This is a genomic window from Weissella sp. ESL1177, from assembly GCF_058107185.1.
The window spans coordinates 59,757-83,299 of record NZ_CM176591.1; the positions used below are offsets into that span (position 1 = coordinate 59,757).

The 23,543-nt window shown below is 41.9% G+C and carries 9 protein-coding genes, 2 tRNA genes and 6 rRNA genes; 16 read left to right on the top strand and 1 reads right to left on the bottom strand.

Annotated features, from left to right (window positions below):
* The first annotated feature begins 72 nt into the window (after window positions 1-72).
* From AC3B5D_RS00230 to AC3B5D_RS00280, 11 genes are all read left to right on the top strand, one after another.
* Entirely contained in the window at window positions 73-498 is a 426-nt protein-coding gene (locus tag AC3B5D_RS00230; RefSeq protein ID WP_489840073.1) for a GtrA family protein, read from the top strand.
* Window positions 495-1,346, top strand: coding sequence for a Cof-type HAD-IIB family hydrolase (locus AC3B5D_RS00235; RefSeq protein ID WP_489840072.1), 852 nt, complete (start codon window positions 495-497; stop codon window positions 1,344-1,346). Before AC3B5D_RS00230 ends, AC3B5D_RS00235 begins: the two co-directional genes overlap by 4 nt.
* A gap of 110 nt (window positions 1,347-1,456) precedes the next feature.
* A complete protein-coding gene (gene uppS / locus AC3B5D_RS00240; RefSeq protein ID WP_489840071.1) occupies window positions 1,457-2,248 on the top strand; it encodes an undecaprenyl pyrophosphate synthase in 792 nt (263 codons plus the stop codon).
* Window positions 2,249-2,260: 12 nt separating this feature from the next.
* Window positions 2,261-3,049: a phosphatidate cytidylyltransferase gene (locus AC3B5D_RS00245; protein ID WP_489840070.1), complete on the top strand. Its 789-nt coding sequence runs from the start codon at window positions 2,261-2,263 to the stop codon at window positions 3,047-3,049.
* 253 nt (window positions 3,050-3,302) lie between these two features.
* On the top strand, window positions 3,303-4,559 hold the full coding sequence (gene rseP, locus AC3B5D_RS00250; protein ID WP_489840069.1) for an RIP metalloprotease RseP: 1,257 nt from the start codon (window positions 3,303-3,305) through the stop codon (window positions 4,557-4,559).
* Between the two features lie 98 nt (window positions 4,560-4,657).
* Window positions 4,658-6,370: a proline--tRNA ligase gene (locus AC3B5D_RS00255; RefSeq protein WP_489840068.1), complete on the top strand. Its 1,713-nt coding sequence runs from the start codon at window positions 4,658-4,660 to the stop codon at window positions 6,368-6,370.
* A 375-nt stretch (window positions 6,371-6,745) separates the two neighbouring features.
* Complete coding sequence (locus tag AC3B5D_RS00260) at window positions 6,746-11,062, top strand: PolC-type DNA polymerase III (protein ID WP_489840067.1); 4,317 nt, start codon at window positions 6,746-6,748, stop codon at window positions 11,060-11,062.
* A gap of 569 nt (window positions 11,063-11,631) precedes the next feature.
* A 16S ribosomal RNA gene (locus AC3B5D_RS00265) occupies window positions 11,632-13,206 on the top strand.
* A gap of 250 nt (window positions 13,207-13,456) precedes the next feature.
* Window positions 13,457-16,372 (top strand): 23S ribosomal RNA (locus AC3B5D_RS00270).
* Between the two features lie 74 nt (window positions 16,373-16,446).
* Window positions 16,447-16,563 (top strand): 5S ribosomal RNA (gene rrf / locus AC3B5D_RS00275).
* Between the two features lie 150 nt (window positions 16,564-16,713).
* Window positions 16,714-17,322 carry a TrmH family RNA methyltransferase gene (locus AC3B5D_RS00280; RefSeq protein ID WP_489840066.1) on the top strand — a complete coding sequence of 203 codons (609 nt, stop codon included), beginning with the start codon at window positions 16,714-16,716 and terminating at the stop codon, window positions 17,320-17,322.
* Window positions 17,323-17,486: 164 nt separating this feature from the next.
* On the opposite strand, the gene AC3B5D_RS00285 is transcribed toward AC3B5D_RS00280, so the two are convergent.
* Window positions 17,487-17,738, bottom strand: a complete 252-nt coding sequence (locus AC3B5D_RS00285) for a hypothetical protein (RefSeq protein WP_489878285.1) — start codon at window positions 17,736-17,738, stop codon at window positions 17,487-17,489.
* A gap of 593 nt (window positions 17,739-18,331) precedes the next feature.
* On the opposite strand from AC3B5D_RS00285, the gene AC3B5D_RS00290 reads away from it, so the two are divergent.
* The 5 genes from AC3B5D_RS00290 (at window position 18,332) to rrf (AC3B5D_RS00310) (ending at window position 23,457) form a co-directional block, all read left to right on the top strand.
* Window positions 18,332-19,906, top strand: a 16S ribosomal RNA gene (locus tag AC3B5D_RS00290).
* Window positions 19,907-19,995: 89 nt separating this feature from the next.
* Window positions 19,996-20,069: transfer RNA gene (locus tag AC3B5D_RS00295), tRNA-Ile, on the top strand.
* A gap of 6 nt (window positions 20,070-20,075) precedes the next feature.
* Window positions 20,076-20,148: transfer RNA gene (locus AC3B5D_RS00300), tRNA-Ala, on the top strand.
* Window positions 20,149-20,350: 202 nt separating this feature from the next.
* A 23S ribosomal RNA gene (locus AC3B5D_RS00305) occupies window positions 20,351-23,266 on the top strand.
* 74 nt (window positions 23,267-23,340) lie between these two features.
* Window positions 23,341-23,457 (top strand): 5S ribosomal RNA (rrf, locus tag AC3B5D_RS00310).
* The 16S, 23S and 5S rRNA genes sit together here with 2 tRNA genes alongside, the layout of an rRNA operon.
* Window positions 23,458-23,543 lie beyond the last annotated feature (86 nt).

The following is a 23,543-nucleotide window of genomic DNA, read 5'->3' on the forward strand; positions in this document are numbered from 1 at the left end:
AACCGTTTACTTGGGAGTTTGATATAATATTTTGAGTATTATTTTGTCGAATTAGTGAAATGGAGTAATAACATGCAGACAATCATCGAATTAATAAACAAGTATCGAATGCAAATTATGTATTTGATATTTGGTGGTTTAACCACATTAGTCAGTATCATTGTGTATGCTGGTGCACGATGGGCACATTTATCAATAAATGGCGCCTACCTTTTAGCCTGGCTACTGAGTGTATTGTTTGCTTATTTAACAAATCGAAAATGGGTATTTGATAGTCAGACATCAGGCTTTATTAATATTTTACTGGAAATGTTTAAATTTTTCTTTGCTCGAATAGCAACTGGTGTGATAGGATACATTATCTTGCAATTTGGTGTACAGATGTTGCATCAAAACGATATGCTTTGGAATATTATTCAGAATATTTTTGTGATAGTTTCTAATTATGTTTTAAGTAAAGTAATGATATTTAGGTTAAAGGAGAAGATTAAAAAATGACAATTAAATTAATTGCAACAGATATGGATGGCACATTATTACGAGATGATCGAACGTTTGATTACGCACGTATGGAAGATTTATTGGACGAATTAGATTCAAAAGGCATTCGTTTTGTTGCAGCAAGTGGTAACCAATATAAGCAATTACGTTCATATTTTAATCCAGTTAATCCTGATCGTGTTACTTACGTTTCTGATAATGGTGCGTTAGTTATGAATCATGACGAAGTGATTGCTGAATCAAGTATTACTCGTGAACAAATTGATCGGGTCATTGATTGGAATAATAGTGTCAATCCTGATATGACTAACCTGATTGTTTTATCAGGGCACAATGGCGCCTATGTCTCTAATCATGCGACACCTGAAATTATTAGTATGGTAAAACAATTTTATCCAGTTGTTCATCAAGTTGAAAAATTTAAAGATATTGATGATAATATTTTTCGTTTCACATTTGTTTGGGAACAAGGGATTGATGTGCATCAACATATTCAACAGTTACGGGCAGCATTTGGTGAGGAATTGCACACAACAGGGTCTGGCTTTGGTACGGTTGATATTTTAGCACCAGGTGTGAATAAACGAACAGGCCTTGAAGAATTAGGGGAAATATGGGGCATTAAACCTGAAGAAATGGCAGCGTTTGGTGATAATGGTAATGATTTAGAGATGTTAAGATATGTTAAATATCCATTTGTCATGCCAAATGCAGAAGATTTTATGAAGGTTCGTGTCAATAATCTTGCTGTTAATGATAATAATCATAATGGTGTGTTGGATACCATTGAGGCATTGTTAGCTGGTGCTTTTGATGATAATACAAACAAAATTTTTGATAAATAATGGCTAATGCCTAAATCTAAAGACACAAACTGGTATAATATATAAGGTTATGATGTGGTTTATATTTTCATATTCATAGTGATTATTTGTCAAATAGCGGAGGAAAAATCGTGTTTTTTAATGATCGACATGAGGAAGATACTGATGAGCAAACCATTATGCTTAATCAGCAACAGATTCCAAATCATATTGCAATTATTATGGATGGTAACGGCCGATGGGCGAAACGTCGAAACTTACCACGAGTTGCTGGACATCAACGTGGTATGGAAGTTGTAAAAGATATAACAAAAGTTGCCAGTGATTTAGGCGTTAAAGTGCTCACATTGTATGCATTTTCAACTGAAAACTGGAAACGACCAGAAACTGAAGTGGGTTTTTTGATGAAGTTACCTGGTAAATTTTTTGACACATTTGTACCTGAGCTTGTGGCAAATAATGTTCGTGTAAATGTGATTGGCTATGTTGATCAGTTACCTAGTTTCACGCAAAAAGCAGTTAATAATGCAATTGCGCAGACTGCAAATAATACAGGCATGGTATTGAATTTTGCTCTTAACTATGGTGGACGCTCTGAAATTGTCTCGGGTGTGCAAAAAATTGCTAAACAAGTCGCCAGTGGTGCATTAGCACCTGATGCAATTGATGAAGACATGATGAGTCGAGCCATGATGACGGCAAGTTTAAAGGATTACGCTGATCCCGATTTATTGATTCGAACAAGTGGTGAAGAGCGTTTATCAAATTTCTTGTTATGGCAAGTTGCCTATGCTGAATTTGTTTTTGTTAATGAACATTGGCCTGATTTTACACCAACCGTATTCAAACGCGCGATTTTAACATATCAATCACGTCACCGTCGATTTGGTGGCTTGACAGAAAATAAGAGTGATAAAAAATAGGAGAAAAAGATCATGAAGACACGAGTCATTACGGCAGTGGTTGCGTTAGCCATTTTTGTTCCCATTTTGATTGCAGGTGGTATTTGGATTCAGATCGCAGCATCAGTACTAGCTGTCGTTGCCGCATCAGAAGTTGTTTTGATGCGCCGCACACTGTTAGTTGATTTTGGGGCGATCCTAACGATGTTAGGGGCCTTGATTATGACGTTACCAACAGGTATCTGGCAAAAAATTGAATTACCAGTGACGTTACAACGGTCGTCAATGCTTTATATATTCGTTATATTAATGTTATTGCATACGGTTGTTGCACGTAATAAATTTAATTTTGAAGATGCGGGCGTATTTACACTTACAATGATGTATGTTGGTATGGGCTTTGGTATGATGGTAACTGCCAGAGCTGCTGGGTTTGCTACGTTGATGTATGCTTTTTTAATCGTTTGGATTACCGATTCAGGTGCTTACCTAGTTGGTCGTAAACTTGGTAAACATAAATTAACGGCCATTTCCCCAAATAAAACATGGGAGGGTTCAATTGGCGGTAGTGTTATCGCCGTGGTTGTCGCTGCGATTTATACATACTTTTTCCCACAAACTTACAATTGGGGAATCATGCTAGTCATTAGTATTATTTTGTCAGTCGCAGGTCAATTCGGTGACTTGATTGAATCAGCATTAAAACGTTTTTACCATGTGAAAGATTCTGGTACAGTATTGCCGGGACATGGTGGCATTTTAGATAGATTTGACTCAATGTTGATTGTGTTACCATTAATGTATTTGTTAGGTGTATTTTAATTATAAGGTCAAAGAGCGTGTGACAAAAGACGGTTTGAAGCCGATTGTTACAGTAAGGCTTCAGTCTTTTGGAACATGTTTAAAGGCGCTAATCTACCAATCAAAATTGATAGATTAGCGTCTTTTTCAGCTGATCATAACGACTTATGTCTCAGCCCCTTTCCAGTTTTAACCATAAATTATAGAACAAATTATCCTTTCGCCCTGTTTTTATTGTATACTAGCCCTACTTAGACTAGGGACGGAGAAAAGAATGACAGCGATTATTACATTTATTATTGTTTTTGGTGTTATCGTCATTGTTCACGAATTTGGCCATTTTTATTTTGCGAAGAAATCAGGTGTTCGTGTACGAGAATTTGCGATAGGAATGGGACCAAAATTACTACAGACGCAGCATAATGGGACAACTTATACTTGGCGAATTCTCCCAGTTGGTGGTTATGTGCGTATGGCTGGCCGTGGCGATACAGATGAAGAACCAATTCAACCAGGAATGTCAGTAACGGTTGTCGTTGTTGACGAAGTGATTACTCGTATTAATTTATCTGAGCAAGAGGAATTGGTCGGTGGTCGTACAATCACGGTCAATCGAGTTGATTTGGTAGATGATATGTTCATTGAAGGCTATTGGTCGGATAGTGATGAACTTGTTCGGGTACCTGTAGATCATGATGCGTCAATTATTGAGGCAGATGGCACGAAGGTATTGGTTGCGCCACGAGATACGCACATTGAATCTGCAAAATTATGGCAACGTGCTTTGATAAATTTTGCCGGACCAATGAATAATTTTATTTTGACATTATTGTTATTTATTGGGTTAGCTTTCATGTTACCTGGTGTTTCAACAACAACAATTGATCAAGTTGCAAAAGATTCACCAGCTGCCATGGTTGGTTTACGTCATAATGATACGATTACTGAAATTAATGGTAAGCGGGTGACTTCATGGCAAAACATGCAGAATACCATTCAATTGTTACCAGATCAACGCGTGGTACTAACTTATGAACGTCAAGGACACACAAAACAAGCCATTCTAGAGCCACATGGTATTAAAAATGGGGGGATGGTCATTGGTCAAATTGGTGTGACTTCAAAACAAACAACAGCCATTAGTGCTCGGTTACGTTATGGGTTCCAAGCAACAGGCCAATCAATGACTCAAATTTTTAGAGCGATTAAAAATCTTGTACAAGGTTTCTCGTTAAATAAATTAGGCGGACCGGTGGCAATATATAAAAATACTTCTGAAGTAAGTCGGATGGGAATTTTAGCAATTATTTCATTTATGGCATGGTTATCAGTGAACCTTGGCATGATGAATTTACTACCAATTCCTGGCCTAGATGGTGGCAAGTTATTGTTAAATGCAGTTGAAGCAATCATTAGACGACCGGTACCAGAAAAAGCGGAATTGACAGTGACTTTGATTGGTGTTGGGTTATTGTTTATTTTAATGATTGCTGTGACAGGTAACGATATTTTGCGGTATTTTATTAAGTGACCCTGTGCTCGAAAATGCTGTTGGTAGACAAATGTGGTAAGATAGAAAAAGAATTTTAATGTGCTTTTAAGCACAAAGATTAGGAATGGGTATAATTCATGAAACAATCAAAAGTTTTTATTCCAACGTTACGTGAAACACCAGCTGATGCCGAAGTTATTTCACATCAAATGATGTTACGTGCCGGCTATGTACGTCAAGTAACTGCCGGTGTATATGCATATCTACCATTAGCACAGCGTGTACTAAATAAAATTAATACAATTATTCGTGAAGAAATGGCAAAAATTGATGCTGTTGAAATGACTGCACCAGTTCTTTTGCCTGCTGAATTGTGGCAAGAATCAGGCCGTTATGAAACTTATGGACCAAATTTATTTAAATTAAGGAATCGTCATGGTCGTGATATGATTTTAGGCCCAACACATGAAGAGACAATGACAACCTTGATTCGTGACGATATTAAATCTTATAAACGATTACCACTAACGTTATATCAAATTCAAACCAAATTGCGTGATGAGGATCGACCACGTTTTGGTGTTTTACGTGGTCGTGAGTTTATTATGAAGGATGCGTATTCATTTTCTATAGACGAAGCTGGTCTAGATGAAGCTTACAAGAAAATGGAATCTGCATATGTTAATATCTTTAATCGGGTTGGTTTAAATTATCGTGTTATTGTTGGTGATGCGGGTGCCATGGGTGGTTCTGATTCAAAAGAATTTTCTGCACCAGCAGCTGCTGGTGAAGATACAATTGCATATTCTGATGAATCAGATTATGCAGCTAATTTGGAAATGGCAAAGGATTTATATACACCTAATAAGTCACATGCACCATTAGCTGAATTACAAAAAATTGCAACGCCTGAAGTGGCAACGATTGCTGAATTAGCCAATTACTTACAGACGTCAGCTGACCAATTGGTTAAGACGTTGTTTATGATGGCTGATAATCAACCTGTTATGATTTTGGTACGTGGGGATTATGAAGTTAACGAAGTAAAGGTTCAAAATTATTTACATGCTAATGAGCTCCGCTTGGCAACAGAAGATGAAGCACAACAATATTTAGGCGCACCATTTGGCTCATTGGGTCCTGTTGGTGTTGGTGAAGATGTCAAAATCATTGCTGATGAGTGGGTAACTGATATGGTTAATCTGGTTGTTGGAGGTAATGAAGCTGGCTTCCATTATCTTAATGCAAATGTTGATCGAGATTTCCGAATTGATGAAGTTGCCGACGTGCGTATTGCACGTGAGGGTGATCCTGCAATTGATAACAAAGGTCATTTACAGTTTACTAAGGGAATTGAAATTGGACACATTTTTAAATTGGGTACACGGTACTCTAAAACAATGGGTGCACAAGTATTGGACGCAAATGGGCGTCAAGCTGATATTATTATGGGATCATACGGTATAGGTGTTTCACGCTTGCTAGCAGCGATTGCTGAACAGAACGCTGATGAAAACGGTTTGTCATGGCCAGCAGCTGTTGCACCATGGGATGTGCATTTGGTACCAATTAAGTATAAAAATGAAGCGCAAGCACAATTAACGGATGAATTAAATGATCGTTTAACGGCTGCTGGTTATGAAGTACTGTTAGATGACCGTAATGAACGTCCGGGAGTAAAATTTGCAGATTCAGATCTTATTGGTTTGCCAGTACGAGTAACAGTTGGTAAGAAAGCTAGTGAAGGTATCGTTGAAGTGAAACTTCGTCAAGCAGATGAGGCAATTGAAGTGCGAGCTGAAGAACTTGTATCAACGCTTCAAGTATTTTTGAATGGCCATAAAGATTAAATCAATTGAATGACTTTATATTTGTTTTAAGATTTTAGCTTTATAGTATAACTATCGATGAGGGATACAGAGATGTCCTATCGATGCCCATAATGATTACTCATAACCTAGCAGGAATGCCCGTTCCTGCAACTACTCCTTAAATTGGTATATGTGAGTATACCTTTTAATAATAAAGTTGGAAGCCCATCCAGTTTTATTAGTGATAATGACGCAGTATGATGTGCTGTTTATTATCTTAAGAGGAAGCAACTAGCCCGTTGCTTCCTCTTTTTTTGTATTTGTCTAATCAATTAATCGTTTTGATATTTTCATGACGCCTGGACAATGTATAATAGCAATAGATTGTAAAAGTAACGAAAGGGGCTATAAGTGATGGCGTTGAACCCGCAAGAACAATTTCAAGTATTGTTACAACAGTTGCAATATGAGGAGGTGCCCAGCACTTTCCAAGCAGCAGCTTTAACGAAACTAACGATCCATAAGAAATCACGAATTTGGCAATTTCACCTATCATTACCAAAATTACCAGATGTGACAACTTTAGCAACGTTAATTAATAAACTACAAACGACATTTGCAAATATTGCAAGCATTCAATATGAGATTAATCTCGTAAAACAACCTGAATTGACTCAAATTGTTGATTATTGGCGTTGGATTTTACAACAACATCAAAATGAACCGGGTGCTTTCCAACGAGCATTTGATCAAATCATGCCAGAAATACATGATAATCAATTGATATTACGTTTTGATTCACAAGCTTGGGCTAATTATGCCCAACAAACTGGATTGACGTTAATTCAACAAAGTTATCAACAAATTGGTGTGAGCGGTCAACTACCATTTCAAATTCATGTTGATGATGAGTTGGTTGCTCAGTCACAAGCAGAAGCCATGGCACAACGGGCATCACAAGATGAACAATTAGCACAATTAGCCCAAGTACAATTAGAGCAGGCTGCAAAGCATCGACAGACAAGTAATCACGGGCATACCAGTCATGGTGGTAATAATTTAGGCCGCAAGATTGCGAATGATGCTGAAATTACTGAGATGGTCGACATTATTGATGAAGAACGTTCAGTAATTGTCGAAGGCTATGTGTTTGATGCTGAAGTAAAAATTTTAAAATCTGAACGCCAATTACTAACGATGAAGGTCACGGACTATACGAGTTCATTTATCTTGAAAAAATTTTCACGTGATGAAAATGATGAGGCATTTTTTGCTAATATTAAAGCAGGTATGTGGATTCGTGCCCGTGGACCAGTGCAACAGGATGATTTTTTACACGACCTAACGATGATGGCGTACGATATTCAAATAGTTAGTCATGAACCACGTCATGAAAATTATGAAGGTGATCGTAAACGAATTGAATTACATACACATTCATTAATGTCGACGATGGATGCGACAAACGGCATTAAAGATTATGTAAAACAAGCTAGTGACTGGGGAATGGATGCAATTGCCATCACAGATACTGCTGGAGCCCAGGCTTTTCCAGAAGCAGCTTCATCGGCAGCGACGAATAATATTAAAATGATTTATGGTGTTGAAATAAATCTCGTTGAAGATGGTGAACCAATTATCTTTAACCCGGCACATATTGAGTTGGCTGATGCAGAATATGTGGTATTTGATGTGGAAACAACGGGTTTGTCAGCAGCATATGATAAAGTTATCGAATTATCAGCTGTTAAAATGGTAAAGGGTAACGTTACGGCTGAATTTTCAGAATTTATTGATCCAGGTTTTCCGTTGAGTGAAACAACGGTTAATTTGACATCAATTACTGATGATATGGTGCATGGTTCTAAATCAGAAAAGGACGTTTTTACGGCCTTTCGAGAGTTTTATGGTGATGCAATTTTAGTTGGTCACAATGTGACATTTGATATGGGCTTTATGAACGAAGGATATGAGCGTCATGGTATGGGGGTTATTACTAATCCTGTGATTGATACCCTGACATTAGCGCGTTTCTTATATCCAAATATGCGTTCATATCGTTTAAATACTCTGGCAAAACATTTTGGGGTAGTACTAGAACAACATCACCGGGCGATTTTTGACTCTGAGACAACAGGGCATTTAAATCGGATATTTTTGGAAGAAGCTCGCAAGTCTTACGGTATTACGCATGCAGACCAATTAAATGATCATATGACAGATAATGATGCCTGGCGACACGGCCGGCCAAATCACGCTGTAATCTTGATTAAAAACCAAACTGGCGTTAAAAATCTATATAAATTAATTTCTGAATCTAATGTTCATTATCTTTATCGTAACCCACGAGTACCACGTTCTGTGTTAAATAAATATCGTGACGGGTTATTATTGGGAACTGGTGATAGTTCAGGAGAATTCTGGGAAGCCCTCATGCAAAAAGGGTATGCAGCAGCAAAAGCAAAAGCAAAGTATTACGATTATATTGAAATTCAGCCTTCATCTAATTACGCACCTCAAATTGAAGGTGAACTCATTAAGGATGAGGCGAGATTACGTGAATTAATGATGCAGGCTGTTAAAATTGGTAATGAGTTGAATAAGCCAGTTGTCGTCACGGGAGATGTGCACTATCTTAACCCAGAAGATGCCATTTATCGTAAAATTTTGGTAAGTTCACAAGGTGGTGCTAATCCATTAAATCGTTATGCTTTACCTGAACTACATTTTAGGACAACACAAGAAATCTTAGATGATTTTAGTTGGATGGACGCTGAACTTGCTAAGCAGTTGGTGATTGATAATACTCATGTTGTTGCGGATATGATTGATGATGTTGAAGCAATCAAAACAGGTAATTATCCACCTAATATGCCAACCGCTAATGATGAAATTCGTCAAAAATCTTACGAAACGGCTTATCGCATGTATGGTAATCCTTTACCAGAAATTGTTGAAGCACGAATCGAGCAAGAACTTAATTCAATTATTAAAAACGGGTTCGCAGTTATTTATTTAGTTGCACAGCGATTAGTTGCGAAATCAAATAAAGATGGATATTTGGTAGGCTCTCGTGGGTCAGTTGGTTCATCTTTGATTGCTTTATTGATTGGGATTACTGAAGTTAATGCATTGCCGCCACACTACCGTAGTGTTAATGGTGATTATGTTGAATTTGTGAACCCACGTGATTATGAGTCGGGTTATGATTTGCCTGAAAAATATAGTCCAATTGATGGTACGAAGCTGATTGGGGACGGTCATAACATTCCGTTTGAAACTTTCTTAGGCTTTAAAGGAAACAAGGTGCCAGATATTGATCTGAATTTCTCAGGTGATTATCAGCCATTTGCGCATAATTATATGAAATCACTGTTTGGTGAAAATAACGTTTTTCGTGCTGGAACGATTGCGACGGTTGCAGATAAAACCGCTTTTGGCTATGTTAAGGCGTACGAACGTGATCATGATAAACAGTATCGAGGTGCAGAAGTTGAACGACTAGCAATGGGAGCGACTGGTGTTAAAAGAACAACTGGACAACATCCTGCTGGTATTTTGATTGTGCCTGATGATATGGAAATTTATGATTTCACGCCAATTCAATATCCGGCTGATGATTTATCAGCAACTTGGCGAACAACGCATTTCGATTTTCATTCTATTCACGATAATATTTTAAAGATGGACATCTTAGGGCATGATGATCCCACAATGATTCGTGCTTTGCAAGATATGTCAGGAATTGATCCAACGACCATTCCAATGAATGATCCGGGCGTGATGAGTTTATTTTCTTCACCAGAAATACTAGGTGTTACCGAGGAACAAATTTTTTCTAAAACAGGGACATTAGGTGTGCCAGAGTTTGGAACTGCGTTTGTTCGAGGAATGTTAGAAGAAACGCATCCTAAAAATTATTCAGAATTATTGCAAATTTCTGGTCTATCGCATGGAACTGATGTTTGGCGTGGAAATGCCGATGAATTGATTGAACGGGGTGTGGCAACAATTGGTACTGTTATTGGAACCCGTGATAAAATTATGACCGATTTAATCAATTATGGTGTTAATCCTGAGTCATCATTTCAGATTATGGAGAAAGTTCGAAAAGGTAAGGGAATTACGGATGAATATCAAGCGGAGATGCGTGCAGCAGGTGTTCCTGAATGGTATATTGACTCTGGCTTAAAGATTAAGTATATGTTTCCAAGGGCGCATGCGGCAGCATATGTTTTAATGGCATTACGGATTGCTTATTTTAAAGTTTACTTCCCGACTCTGTATTACGCAGCTTATTTTTCAGTGCGTGCTAGCAATTTTGATATCGTTGCGATGTCACGGGGACTAAATAGCACTAAAGCAAAAATTATGGAGATTAAACATCAAGGTAATGATGCTTCTGCAAAGGATAAGGATTTGTTAACAGTGCTTGAGATCGCGAATGAAGCATTAGAGCGAGGAATTGATTTCAGTATGGTTGATCTTTATAAATCAGACTCTGATGCTTGGTTAATTGATGGCAACACGTTAATTGCACCATTCAATTCTGTACCTGGTTTAGGCGATAATGTTGCGAAACGGATTATTGCCGCCAGAGCAGAAGGAGAATTTTTGTCTAAAGAAGACCTTGCACAAAGAGGAGGTATTTCGAAAACATTATTACAGTTTTTGGATGAAAATGGTGTTTTGAATGGCATGCCTGACGAAAATCAATTGGCGCTTTTCTAAAATGGATTGTTAAACATAATTAGTGAAATAGGGTACGGCGTAAGGTTATTATTGTCTTTGACAACATATTTAAGAGGTTGTCAATCTACCAGTATTAAACAAGGTAGATTGACACCTCTTTTTTTATTTACCAAAAGTTACTTTTGTCTAAAGTTTCCCTAGTATCATTCGCATGTATTCTTGTATCGATGCGATGAATTAATGAACGTTATTATTTTTAATAAAATTTAAAAAGTAGTGATATTTGAAAAAAATATTGACTTTATTTATTGAAGTGTGTAATATTAATCGAGTTGGCAGTTACAAGGTTCAAATTTATGGCATGAATAAGTATTATTTGGTAATATTAAAAGTGTTGACAAGTTGAATTTGTTTCTGTAGCATAGATTGAGTTGTCACTAAGACAACGAAATGTTGATCATTGAAAACTGAATATCGTTTCGATGAAACAAATGTGTAGGGTCATCAAGCAATTTGCTTGATACAAAAACATTTGCGAAGTCAATTCGCTAATAAATTCGTTTAACTTCTGTTAAACAACAAAAAACAATGAGTTATACTCAAGCTTTTAAAATGAGAGTTTGATCCTGGCTCAGGATGAACGCTGGCGGCGTGCCTAATACATGCAAGTCGAACGCTTTGTCTTTAAATGAAATGACGAGCTTGCTCAGATTTGATTTTATCTGACAAAGAGTGGCGAACGGGTGAGTAACACGTGGGTAACCTACCTCTTAGCAGGGGATAACATTTGGAAACAAGTGCTAATACCGTATAATACCAACAACCGCATGGTTGTTGGTTGAAAGATGGTTCTGCTATCACTAAGAGATGGACCCGCGGTGCATTAGCTAGTTGGTAAGGTAAAGGCTTACCAAGGCCATGATGCATAGCCGAGTTGAGAGACTGATCGGCCACAATGGGACTGAGACACGGCCCATACTCCTACGGGAGGCAGCAGTAGGGAATCTTCCACAATGGGCGCAAGCCTGATGGAGCAACGCCGCGTGTGTGATGAAGGGTTTCGGCTCGTAAAACACTGTTATAAGAGAAGAACGGCACTGAGAGTAACTGTTTAGTGTGTGACGGTATCTTACCAGAAAGGAACGGCTAAATACGTGCCAGCAGCCGCGGTAATACGTATGTTCCAAGCGTTATCCGGATTTATTGGGCGTAAAGCGAGCGCAGACGGTTATTTAAGTCTGAAGTGAAAGCCCTCAGCTCAACTGAGGAATGGCTTTGGAAACTGGATGACTTGAGTGCAGTAGAGGAAAGTGGAACTCCATGTGTAGCGGTGAAATGCGTAGATATATGGAAGAACACCAGTGGCGAAGGCGGCTTTCTGGACTGTAACTGACGTTGAGGCTCGAAAGTGTGGGTAGCAAACAGGATTAGATACCCTGGTAGTCCACACCGTAAACGATGAGTGCTAGATGTTCGAGGGTTTCCGCCCTTGAGTGTCGCAGCTAACGCATTAAGCACTCCGCCTGGGGAGTACGACCGCAAGGTTGAAACTCAAAGGAATTGACGGGGACCCGCACAAGCGGTGGAGCATGTGGTTTAATTCGAAGCAACGCGAAGAACCTTACCAGGTCTTGACATCCCTTGCTAATCCTAGAAATAGGATGTTCCCTTCGGGGACAAGGTGACAGGTGGTGCATGGTTGTCGTCAGCTCGTGTCGTGAGATGTTGGGTTAAGTCCCGCAACGAGCGCAACCCTTATTATTAGTTGCCAGCATTCAGTTGGGCACTCTAGTGAGACTGCCGGTGACAAACCGGAGGAAGGTGGGGATGACGTCAAATCATCATGCCCCTTATGACCTGGGCTACACACGTGCTACAATGGCATATACAACGAGTCGCCAACCCGCGAGGGTGCGCTAATCTCTTAAAGTATGTCTCAGTTCGGATTGTAGGCTGCAACTCGCCTACATGAAGTCGGAATCGCTAGTAATCGCGGATCAGCACGCCGCGGTGAATACGTTCCCGGGTCTTGTACACACCGCCCGTCACACCATGAGAGTTTGTAACACCCAAAGCCGGTGGGGTAACCTTTTAGGAGCCAGCCGTCTAAGGTGGGACAGATGATTAGGGTGAAGTCGTAACAAGGTAGCCGTAGGAGAACCTGCGGCTGGATCACCTCCTTTCTAAGGAAAATCGGAAACCTACACAATCAACGAAACGATATTTAGTTTTGAGTGATTAACACTCAATATTAGTTCTTTGAAAACTGAATCATAATTGTAAATTTTTAAATTCATTTCAATTGATATTAATCAATTAAATTGAGCCGAAAAAAATACACCGCGTAATTTTTTGAGTTTTTTAAATCAGTTTAAAATCGCTTGTGACCATTGAGTCACAATACTCAAACGAAATCATCAACGAGAGTTGATCGGTTAAGTTATTAAGGGCGCATGGTGAATGCCTTGGCACTAGGAGCCGATGAAGGACGGGACTAACACCGATATGCCTCGGGGAGCTGTAAGTAAGCTATGATCCGGGGATTTCCGAATGGGGGAACCCAACTTGTGATGCAAGTTATCGTTCAATGAATACATAGTTGAACGAAGGTAGACGTTGTGAACTGAAACATCTCATTAGCAACAGGAGAAGAAAGAAAAATCGATTCCGTCAGTAGCGGCGAGCGAACGCGGAGGAGCCCAAACCAGTGTGCTTGCACACTGGGGTTGTAGGACTACCGTTGTGGAGTTACAAATTTGTTTATTAGCAGAAGCAGCTGGGAAGCTGAGCTAAACAGGGTGATAGCCCCGTATGCGAAAGTAAGCAAACTCCCGTGTAGGATCCTGAGTACGGCCGGACACGTGAAATCCGGTCGGAAACTGCGAGGACCATCTCGTAAGGCTAAATACTCCCTAGTGACCGATAGTGAACCAGTACCGTGAGGGAAAGGTGAAAAGCACCCCGGAAGGGGAGTGAAAAAGTTCCTGAAACCATGTGCCTACAACAAGTTAGAGCCCGTTAATGGGTGATAGCGTGCCTTTTGTAGAATGAACCGGCGAGTTACGATAACATGCAAGGTTAAGGTGGAAAGACCGGAGCCGTAGCGAAAGCGAGTCTGAAATGGGCGTTCGAGTATGTTGTTGTAGACCCGAAACCAGGTGACCTACCCATGTCCAGGGTGAAGGTGCGGTAAAACGCACTGGAGGCCCGAACCCGTACATGTTGAAAAATGTTGGGATGAGGTGTGGGTAGCGGTGAAATTCCAATCGAACTTGGAGATAGCTGGTTCTCTCCGAAATAGCTTTAGGGCTAGCCTCGGAAGATAGCGTGTTGGAGGTAGAGCACTGTTTTGGTGCGGGGCCCATCTCGGGTTACTAAATTAAGATAAACTCCGAATGCCAATCACGTATGTCCGGGAGTCAGACAGTGAGTGATAAGATCCATTGTCGAAAGGGGAACAGCCCAGATCGTCAGTTAAGGTCCCTAAGTGTGTGTTAAGTGGAAAAGGATGTGAAGTTGCATAGACAACTAGGATGTTGGCTCAGAAGCAGCCACCATTTAAAGAGTGCGTAATAGCTCACTAGTCGAGTGATTCTGCGCCGAAAATGTACCGGGGCTAAACACACCACCGAAACTACGGGTGCCACATTAGTGGCGCGATAGGAGAGCGTTCTAAGGGCGATGAAGTCAGACCGTGAGGACTGGTGGAGCGCTTAGAAGTGAGAATGCCGGTATGAGTAGCGAAAGACAGGTGAGAATCCTGTCCACCGTATGACTAAGGTTTCCTGGGGAAGGCTCGTCCTCCCAGGGTTAGTCGGGACCTAAGGCGAGGTCGAAAGGCGTAGTCGATGGCTAACAGGTTGAGATTCCTGTACCAGGTGAACATGTTTGAACAATGGAGGGACGCAGAAGGCTAACAGAACCCAGCAGTTGGAAAAGCTGGGTCAAGCAATGAGTCTGAGAGTGAGTCAAATGCTTGCTGTCATAAGGACAAGTTGTGATGAGGACCGAAATCAAGTAGGGAAGTCTGTGATGTCACGCTGCCGAGAAAAGCTTCTAGTTAGTGTTTACCTGCCCGTACCGCAAACCGACACAGGTAGTCGAGGAGAGCATCCTAAGGTGAGCGAGTGAACTCTCGTTAAGGAACTCGGCAAAATGACCCCGTAACTTCGGGAGAAGGGGTGCTCAGCGCAAGCTGAGCCGCAGTGAATAGGCCCAGGCGACTGTTTATCAAAAACACAGGTTTCTGCAAAATCGTAAGATGACGTATAGGGGCTGACGCCTGCCCGGTGCTGGAAGGTTAAAAGGAGTGCTTAGCTTCGGCGAAGGTACGAATTGAAGCCCCAGTAAACGGCGGCCGTAACTATAACGGTCCTAAGGTAGCAAAATTCCTTGTCGGGTAAGTTCCGACCCGCACGAAAGGCGTAACGATCTGGGCGCTGTCTCAACGAGAGACTCGGTGAAATTTAAAGACCCGTGAAGATGCGGGTTACCCGCGACAGGACGGAAAGACCCCATGGAGCTTTACTGTAGCTTGATATTGAGTGTTTGTGCAGCTTGTACAGCATAGGTAGGAGCCGTAGAAATCGGGACGCTAGTTTCGATGGAGGCAAACGTGGGATACTACCCTCGTTGTATGAACACTCTAACTCACACCACTAAGCGTGGTGGAAGACAGTGTCTGGCAGGCAGTTTGACTGGGGCGGTCGCCTCCTAAAAGGTAACGGAGGCGCCCAAAGGTTCCCTCAGAATGGTTGGAAATCATTCGCAGAGTGTAAAGGCACAAGGGAGCTTGACTGTGAGACTTACCAGTCGAGCAGGTACGAAAGTAGGGCTTAGTGATCCGGTGGTTCCGCATGGAAGGGCCATCGCTCAACGGACAAAAGCTACCCTGGGGATAACAGGCTTATCTCCCCCAAGAGTCCACATCGACGGGGAGGTTTGGCACCTCGATGTCGGCTCATCGCATCCTGGGGCTGTAGTCGGTCCCAAGGGTTGGGCTGTTCGCCCATTAAAGCGGTACGCGAGCTGGGTTCAGAACGTCGTGAGACAGTTCGGTCCCTATCCGTCGCGGGCGTAGGAAATTTGAGAGGAGCTGCCCTTAGTACGAGAGGACCGGGGTGGACGTACCACTGGTGTATCAGTTGTTCCGCCAGGAGCATCGCTGAGTAGCTATGTACGGATGAGATAAACGCTGAAAGCATCTAAGTGTGAAACTCGCCTCGAGATGAGATTTCCCATTCAGCAATGAAGTAAGACCCCTCAAAGATGATGAGGTAGATAGGCTAGAAGTGGACGTGCGGTGACGCATGGAGCGGACTAGTACTAATGGTTCGAGGACTTAACCAAGTAGCAAGTGGTGTAAGGCAAAAAAGCAATTATGATTCAGTTTTGAGGGAACTAAGTTCACTCAATTAGAAACGTGTCGTGATGATGGCACTGAGGTCACACCTGTTCCCATACCGAACACAGCAGTTAAGCTCAGTTACGCCGAAAGTAGTTGGAGGATCGCCTCCTGCGAGGATAGGACATTGCGATGCGAATAGAGAAGACTCACAATTAATTGTGAGTCTTTTTGCATATAATCAAACATTTTTTAACGAGCACTTTTAAGAAAGTAAACTAGTACCTTAATTAGGTATAATCATTAATATAGATTAGTGAAATGAAAATAATATAGGGGATAAACAATGAGTCATATTAATTTACAAAACGGTATGGATTACCGTAATTTGGGAGCAAATTTTAAAGGGATGACTAATGATCAAATTATGCAAGCATTAGATCAGCGTCGTGGCGCAATGATTACAGTTTTACAGAATCTAACACATGATTTTAATAAAGCAACGGCGGTAAGAAATCATAATGCTTTTTCGGGAAGAGAAATTGTATTTTTAAATCCAGATAATCCAATGGATAAAGAAAATACAGAGGGTGCCAAAAAATGGAATAAAAAAGGTGCAGTTGGTACACAGCATTATGAACATATTAGCCATTACCGTATCTTAGATTATCAAAAATTATTTGCGCAATGGCACCGTGAAGGATATGTTATCTATGCAGTAGATAATACTGAAGGTTATGAATTACATAATGTCTTTGAAATAAAATTTCCAAAGAAGAGTGTTTTTTTATTTGGGGAGGAACAAATTGGTTTAGCTGATGAATTAATTGAAGCTGCTGATGAAATGATATATATTCCCCAAACAGGGTCAGTACGCTCGTTGAATGTATCGGTGGCTCATGGTATTATTGCAGCGTTGTATACTGCACAATATCCTGTTCCAATAGATAAGTAAATAAATGTAAATTCACTAATTTAATATACAAATTATAATTATGGAACCTATTGGTAAAAGGGTTATAAATAAATCAAAAACTGATTAAGTGAATTTTAGGCTAATTCTAAAATTTACTTGATCAGTTTTAAGATAAATAGATTATATATAATATTGGTGCATCTTTATAGTAGTAGTTCAAATTCTAAATTGTTATATTGATCACGTTCGCAAATTTGATGATAACCAAATTCTTGTAAATTGCGTTCAAGAATATTTGTATGCCAAATGATTTTATCAGCAAAGTTTGCAAACATTTCTTCTTTTAGTTGATTAATCAACGATAAGAATGGTTGTGCTTCTTCAGCTGTCATTGATACATATAGACGTTCGTCGTTACCGTATTTTTTAGAGATACGCTTTAATTTAATATTCATTACCTGACGAGTGTAAGCAGGATTTCTGTTTAATCTAACACTAACGTTAATATGATTGTAATGAGAATTACGACTATATTGTAGTAATATTGCTAGAAAATTTTCAGGATTTATTTTATTATTTTTGTTTGACATATTGACATCCTTAATTTATTCAAGTTCTTTTAATAGTATAACACGTAATAATTATGTTTTTTTGAGTAATATTATCAAAAACTATTGCATTATATTTTGCATAGGGGTATTATATAAAAGTTGTCTTTTGCGGGAGAACAATTGGAGGAAAATATAATTTATTTTTATATTATTGTGAACAATAATGGTATTATTTTAAAAGAAAATTATATTCAATTTATCAATGAGTTGTTAAAAAAATTATTGACAAATTATTCTTCTCTCTGTATTATAGATTAAGTTGTCAGCAAGACAACGAAATGTTGATCATTGAAAACTGAATATCGTTTCGATGAAACAAATGTGTAGGGTCATCAAGCAATTTGCTTGATACAAAAACATTTGCGAAGTCAATTCGCTAATAAATTCGTTTAACTTCTGTTAAACAACAAAAAAACAATGAGTTATACTCAAGCTTTTAAAATGAGAGTTTGATCCTGGCTCAGGATGAACGCTGGCGGCGTGCCTAATACATGCAAGTCGAACGCTTTGTCTTTAAATGAAATGACGAGCTTGCTCAGATTTGATTTTATCTGACAAAGAGTGGCGAACGGGTGAGTAACACGTGGGTAACCTACCTCTTAGCAGGGGATAACATTTGGAAACAAGTGCTAATACCGTATAATACCAACAACCGCATGGTTGTTGGTTGAAAGATGGTTCTGCTATCACTAAGAGATGGACCCGCGGTGCATTAGCTAGTTGGTAAGGTAAAGGCTTACCAAGGCCATGATGCATAGCCGAGTTGAGAGACTGATCGGCCACAATGGGACTGAGACACGGCCCATACTCCTACGGGAGGCAGCAGTAGGGAATCTTCCACAATGGGCGCAAGCCTGATGGAGCAACGCCGCGTGTGTGATGAAGGGTTTCGGCTCGTAAAACACTGTTATAAGAGAAGAACGGCACTGAGAGTAACTGTTCAGTGTGTGACGGTATCTTACCAGAAAGGAACGGCTAAATACGTGCCAGCAGCCGCGGTAATACGTATGTTCCAAGCGTTATCCGGATTTATTGGGCGTAAAGCGAGCGCAGACGGTTATTTAAGTCTGAAGTGAAAGCCCTCAGCTCAACTGAGGAATGGCTTTGGAAACTGGATGACTTGAGTGCAGTAGAGGAAAGTGGAACTCCATGTGTAGCGGTGAAATGCGTAGATATATGGAAGAACACCAGTGGCGAAGGCGGCTTTCTGGACTGTAACTGACGTTGAGGCTCGAAAGTGTGGGTAGCAAACAGGATTAGATACCCTGGTAGTCCACACCGTAAACGATGAGTGCTAGATGTTCGAGGGTTTCCGCCCTTGAGTGTCGCAGCTAACGCATTAAGCACTCCGCCTGGGGAGTACGACCGCAAGGTTGAAACTCAAAGGAATTGACGGGGACCCGCACAAGCGGTGGAGCATGTGGTTTAATTCGAAGCAACGCGAAGAACCTTACCAGGTCTTGACATCCCTTGCTAATCCTAGAAATAGGACGTTCCCTTCGGGGACAAGGTGACAGGTGGTGCATGGTTGTCGTCAGCTCGTGTCGTGAGATGTTGGGTTAAGTCCCGCAACGAGCGCAACCCTTATTATTAGTTGCCAGCATTTAGTTGGGCACTCTAGTGAGACTGCCGGTGACAAACCGGAGGAAGGTGGGGATGACGTCAAATCATCATGCCCCTTATGACCTGGGCTACACACGTGCTACAATGGCATATACAACGAGTCGCCAACCCGCGAGGGTGCGCTAATCTCTTAAAGTATGTCTCAGTTCGGATTGTAGGCTGCAACTCGCCTACATGAAGTCGGAATCGCTAGTAATCGCGGATCAGCACGCCGCGGTGAATACGTTCCCGGGTCTTGTACACACCGCCCGTCACACCATGAGAGTTTGTAACACCCAAAGCCGGTGGGGTAACCTTTTAGGAGCCAGCCGTCTAAGGTGGGACAGATGATTAGGGTGAAGTCGTAACAAGGTAGCCGTAGGAGAACCTGCGGCTGGATCACCTCCTTTCTAAGGAAAATCGGAAACCTACACAATCAACGAAACGATATTTAGTTTTGAGTGATTTACACTCAATGAAGACAGAGAGTCGAATCTCTGGGACTGTAGCTCAGCTGGTTAGAGCGCACCCCTGATAAGGGTGAGGTCGGAGGTTCGAGTCCTCTCAGTCCCATGATATGGGGAATTAGCTCAGCTGGGAGAGCGCCTGCTTTGCAAGCAGGAGGTCATCGGTTCGATCCCGATATTCTCCATCGCAACCAAACGGTTGCTTATTAGTTCTTTGAAAACTGAATCATAATTGTAAATTTTTAAATTCATTTCAATTGATATTAATCAATTAAATTGAGCCGAAAAAATACACCGCGTAATTTTTTGAGTTTTTTAAATCAGTTTAAAATCGCTTGTGACCATTGAGTCACAATACTCAAACGAAATCATCAACGAGAGTTGATCGGTTAAGTTATTAAGGGCGCATGGTGAATGCCTTGGCACTAGGAGCCGATGAAGGACGGGACTAACACCGATATGCCTCGGGGAGCTGTAAGTAAGCTATGATCCGGGGATTTCCGAATGGGGGAACCCAACTTGTGATGCAAGTTATCGTTCAATGAATACATAGTTGAACGAAGGTAGACGTTGTGAACTGAAACATCTCATTAGCAACAGGAGAAGAAAGAAAAATCGATTCCGTCAGTAGCGGCGAGCGAACGCGGAGGAGCCCAAACCAGTGTGCTTGCACACTGGGGTTGTAGGACTACCGTTGTGGAGTTACAAATTTGTTTATTAGCAGAAGCAGCTGGGAAGCTGAGCGAAACAGGGTGATAGCCCCGTATGCGAAAGTAAGCAAACTCCCGTGTAGGATCCTGAGTACGGCCGGACACGTGAAATCCGGTCGGAAACTGCGAGGACCATCTCGTAAGGCTAAATACTCCCTAGTGACCGATAGTGAACCAGTACCGTGAGGGAAAGGTGAAAAGCACCCCGGAAGGGGAGTGAAAAAGTTCCTGAAACCATGTGCCTACAACAAGTTAGAGCCCGTTAATGGGTGATAGCGTGCCTTTTGTAGAATGAACCGGCGAGTTACGATAACATGCAAGGTTAAGGTGGAAAGACCGGAGCCGTAGCGAAAGCGAGTCTGAAATGGGCGTTCGAGTATGTTGTTGTAGACCCGAAACCAGGTGACCTACCCATGTCCAGGGTGAAGGTGCGGTAAAACGCACTGGAGGCCCGAACCCGTACATGTTGAAAAATGTTGGGATGAGGTGTGGGTAGCGGTGAAATTCCAATCGAACTTGGAGATAGCTGGTTCTCTCCGAAATAGCTTTAGGGCTAGCCTCGGAAGATAGCGTGTTGGAGGTAGAGCACTGTTTTGGTGCGGGGCCCATCTCGGGTTACTAAATTAAGATAAACTCCGAATGCCAATCACGTATGTCCGGGAGTCAGACAGTGAGTGATAAGATCCATTGTCGAAAGGGGAACAGCCCAGATCGTCAGTTAAGGTCCCTAAGTGTGTGTTAAGTGGAAAAGGATGTGAAGTTGCATAGACAACTAGGATGTTGGCTCAGAAGCAGCCACCATTTAAAGAGTGCGTAATAGCTCACTAGTCGAGTGATTCTGCGCCGAAAATGTACCGGGGCTAAACACACCACCGAAACTACGGGTGCCACATCAGTGGCGCGATAGGAGAGCGTTCTAAGGGCGATGAAGTCAGACCGTGAGGACTGGTGGAGCGCTTAGAAGTGAGAATGCCGGTATGAGTAGCGAAAGACAGGTGAGAATCCTGTCCACCGTATGACTAAGGTTTCCTGGGGAAGGCTCGTCCTCCCAGGGTTAGTCGGGACCTAAGGCGAGGCCGAAAGGCGTAGTCGATGGCTAACAGGTTGAGATTCCTGTACCAGGTGAACATGTTTGAACAATGGAGGGACGCAGAAGGCTAACAGAACCCAGCAGTTGGAAAAGCTGGGTCAAGCAATGAGTCTGAGAGTGAGTCAAATGCTTGCTGTCATAAGGACAAGTTGTGATGAGGACCGAAATCAAGTAGGGAAGTCTGTGATGTCACGCTGCCGAGAAAAGCTTCTAGTTAGTGTTTACCTGCCCGTACCGCAAACCGACACAGGTAGTCGAGGAGAGCATCCTAAGGTGAGCGAGTGAACTCTCGTTAAGGAACTCGGCAAAATGACCCCGTAACTTCGGGAGAAGGGGTGCTCAGCGCAAGCTGAGCCGCAGTGAATAGGCCCAGGCGACTGTTTATCAAAAACACAGGTTTCTGCAAAATCGTAAGATGACGTATAGGGGCTGACGCCTGCCCGGTGCTGGAAGGTTAAAAGGAGTGCTTAGCTTCGGCGAAGGTACGAATTGAAGCCCCAGTAAACGGCGGCCGTAACTATAACGGTCCTAAGGTAGCGAAATTCCTTGTCGGGTAAGTTCCGACCCGCACGAAAGGCGTAACGATCTGGGCGCTGTCTCAACGAGAGACTCGGTGAAATTTAAAGACCCGTGAAGATGCGGGTTACCCGCGACAGGACGGAAAGACCCCATGGAGCTTTACTGTAGCTTGATATTGAGTGTTTGTGCAGCTTGTACAGCATAGGTAGGAGCCGTAGAAATCGGGACGCTAGTTTCGATGGAGGCAAACGTGGGATACTACCCTCGTTGTATGAACACTCTAACTCACACCACTAAGCGTGGTGGAAGACAGTGTCTGGCAGGCAGTTTGACTGGGGCGGTCGCCTCCTAAAAGGTAACGGAGGCGCCCAAAGGTTCCCTCAGAATGGTTGGAAATCATTCGCAGAGTGTAAAGGCACAAGGGAGCTTGACTGTGAGACTTACCAGTCGAGCAGGTACGAAAGTAGGGCTTAGTGATCCGGTGGTTCCGCATGGAAGGGCCATCGCTCAACGGACAAAAGCTACCCTGGGGATAACAGGCTTATCTCCCCCAAGAGTCCACATCGACGGGGAGGTTTGGCACCTCGATGTCGGCTCATCGCATCCTGGGGCTGTAGTCGGTCCCAAGGGTTGGGCTGTTCGCCCATTAAAGCGGTACGCGAGCTGGGTTCAGAACGTCGTGAGACAGTTCGGTCCCTATCCGTCGCGGGCGTAGGAAATTTGAGAGGAGCTGCCCTTAGTACGAGAGGACCGGGGTGGACGTACCACTGGTGTATCAGTTGTTCCGCCAGGAGCATCGCTGAGTAGCTATGTACGGATGAGATAAACGCTGAAAGCATCTAAGTGTGAAACTCGCCTCGAGATGAGATTTCCCATTCAGCAATGAAGTAAGACCCCTCAAAGATGATGAGGTAGATAGGCTAGAAGTGGACGTGCGGTGACGCATGGAGCGGACTAGTACTAATGGTTCGAGGACTTAACCAAGTAGCAAGTGGTGTAAGGCAAAAAAGCAATTATGATTCAGTTTTGAGGGAACTAAGTTCACTCAATTAGAAACGTGTCGTGATGATGGCACTGAGGTCACACCTGTTCCCATACCGAACACAGCAGTTAAGCTCAGTTACGCCGAAAGTAGTTGGAGGATCGCCTCCTGCGAGGATAGGACATTGCGATGCGAATAGAGAAGACTCACAATTAATTGTGAGTCTTTTTTTATGTTTTATAAATAGTACTAGGCAGAATGATGGTAATCAGTCATTTT

Bases quoted from the DNA above. Each gene is read 5' to 3' on its own strand.
- AC3B5D_RS00245 (WP_489840070.1), top strand. From the start codon at position 2,261: ATGAAGACACGAGTCATTACGGCAGTGGTTGCGTTAGCCATTTTTGTT.
- AC3B5D_RS00260 (WP_489840067.1), top strand. From the start codon at position 6,746: ATGGCGTTGAACCCGCAAGAACAATTTCAAGTATTGTTACAACAGTTG.
- rseP (WP_489840069.1), top strand. From the start codon at position 3,303: ATGACAGCGATTATTACATTTATTATTGTTTTTGGTGTTATCGTCATT.
- AC3B5D_RS00280 (WP_489840066.1), top strand. From the start codon at position 16,714: ATGAGTCATATTAATTTACAAAACGGTATGGATTACCGTAATTTGGGA.
- AC3B5D_RS00235 (WP_489840072.1), top strand. From the start codon at position 495: ATGACAATTAAATTAATTGCAACAGATATGGATGGCACATTATTACGA.
- AC3B5D_RS00230 (WP_489840073.1), top strand. From the start codon at position 73: ATGCAGACAATCATCGAATTAATAAACAAGTATCGAATGCAAATTATG.
- AC3B5D_RS00285 (WP_489878285.1), bottom strand. From the start codon at position 17,738: ATGAATATTAAATTAAAGCGTATCTCTAAAAAATACGGTAACGACGAA.
- AC3B5D_RS00255 (WP_489840068.1), top strand. From the start codon at position 4,658: ATGAAACAATCAAAAGTTTTTATTCCAACGTTACGTGAAACACCAGCT.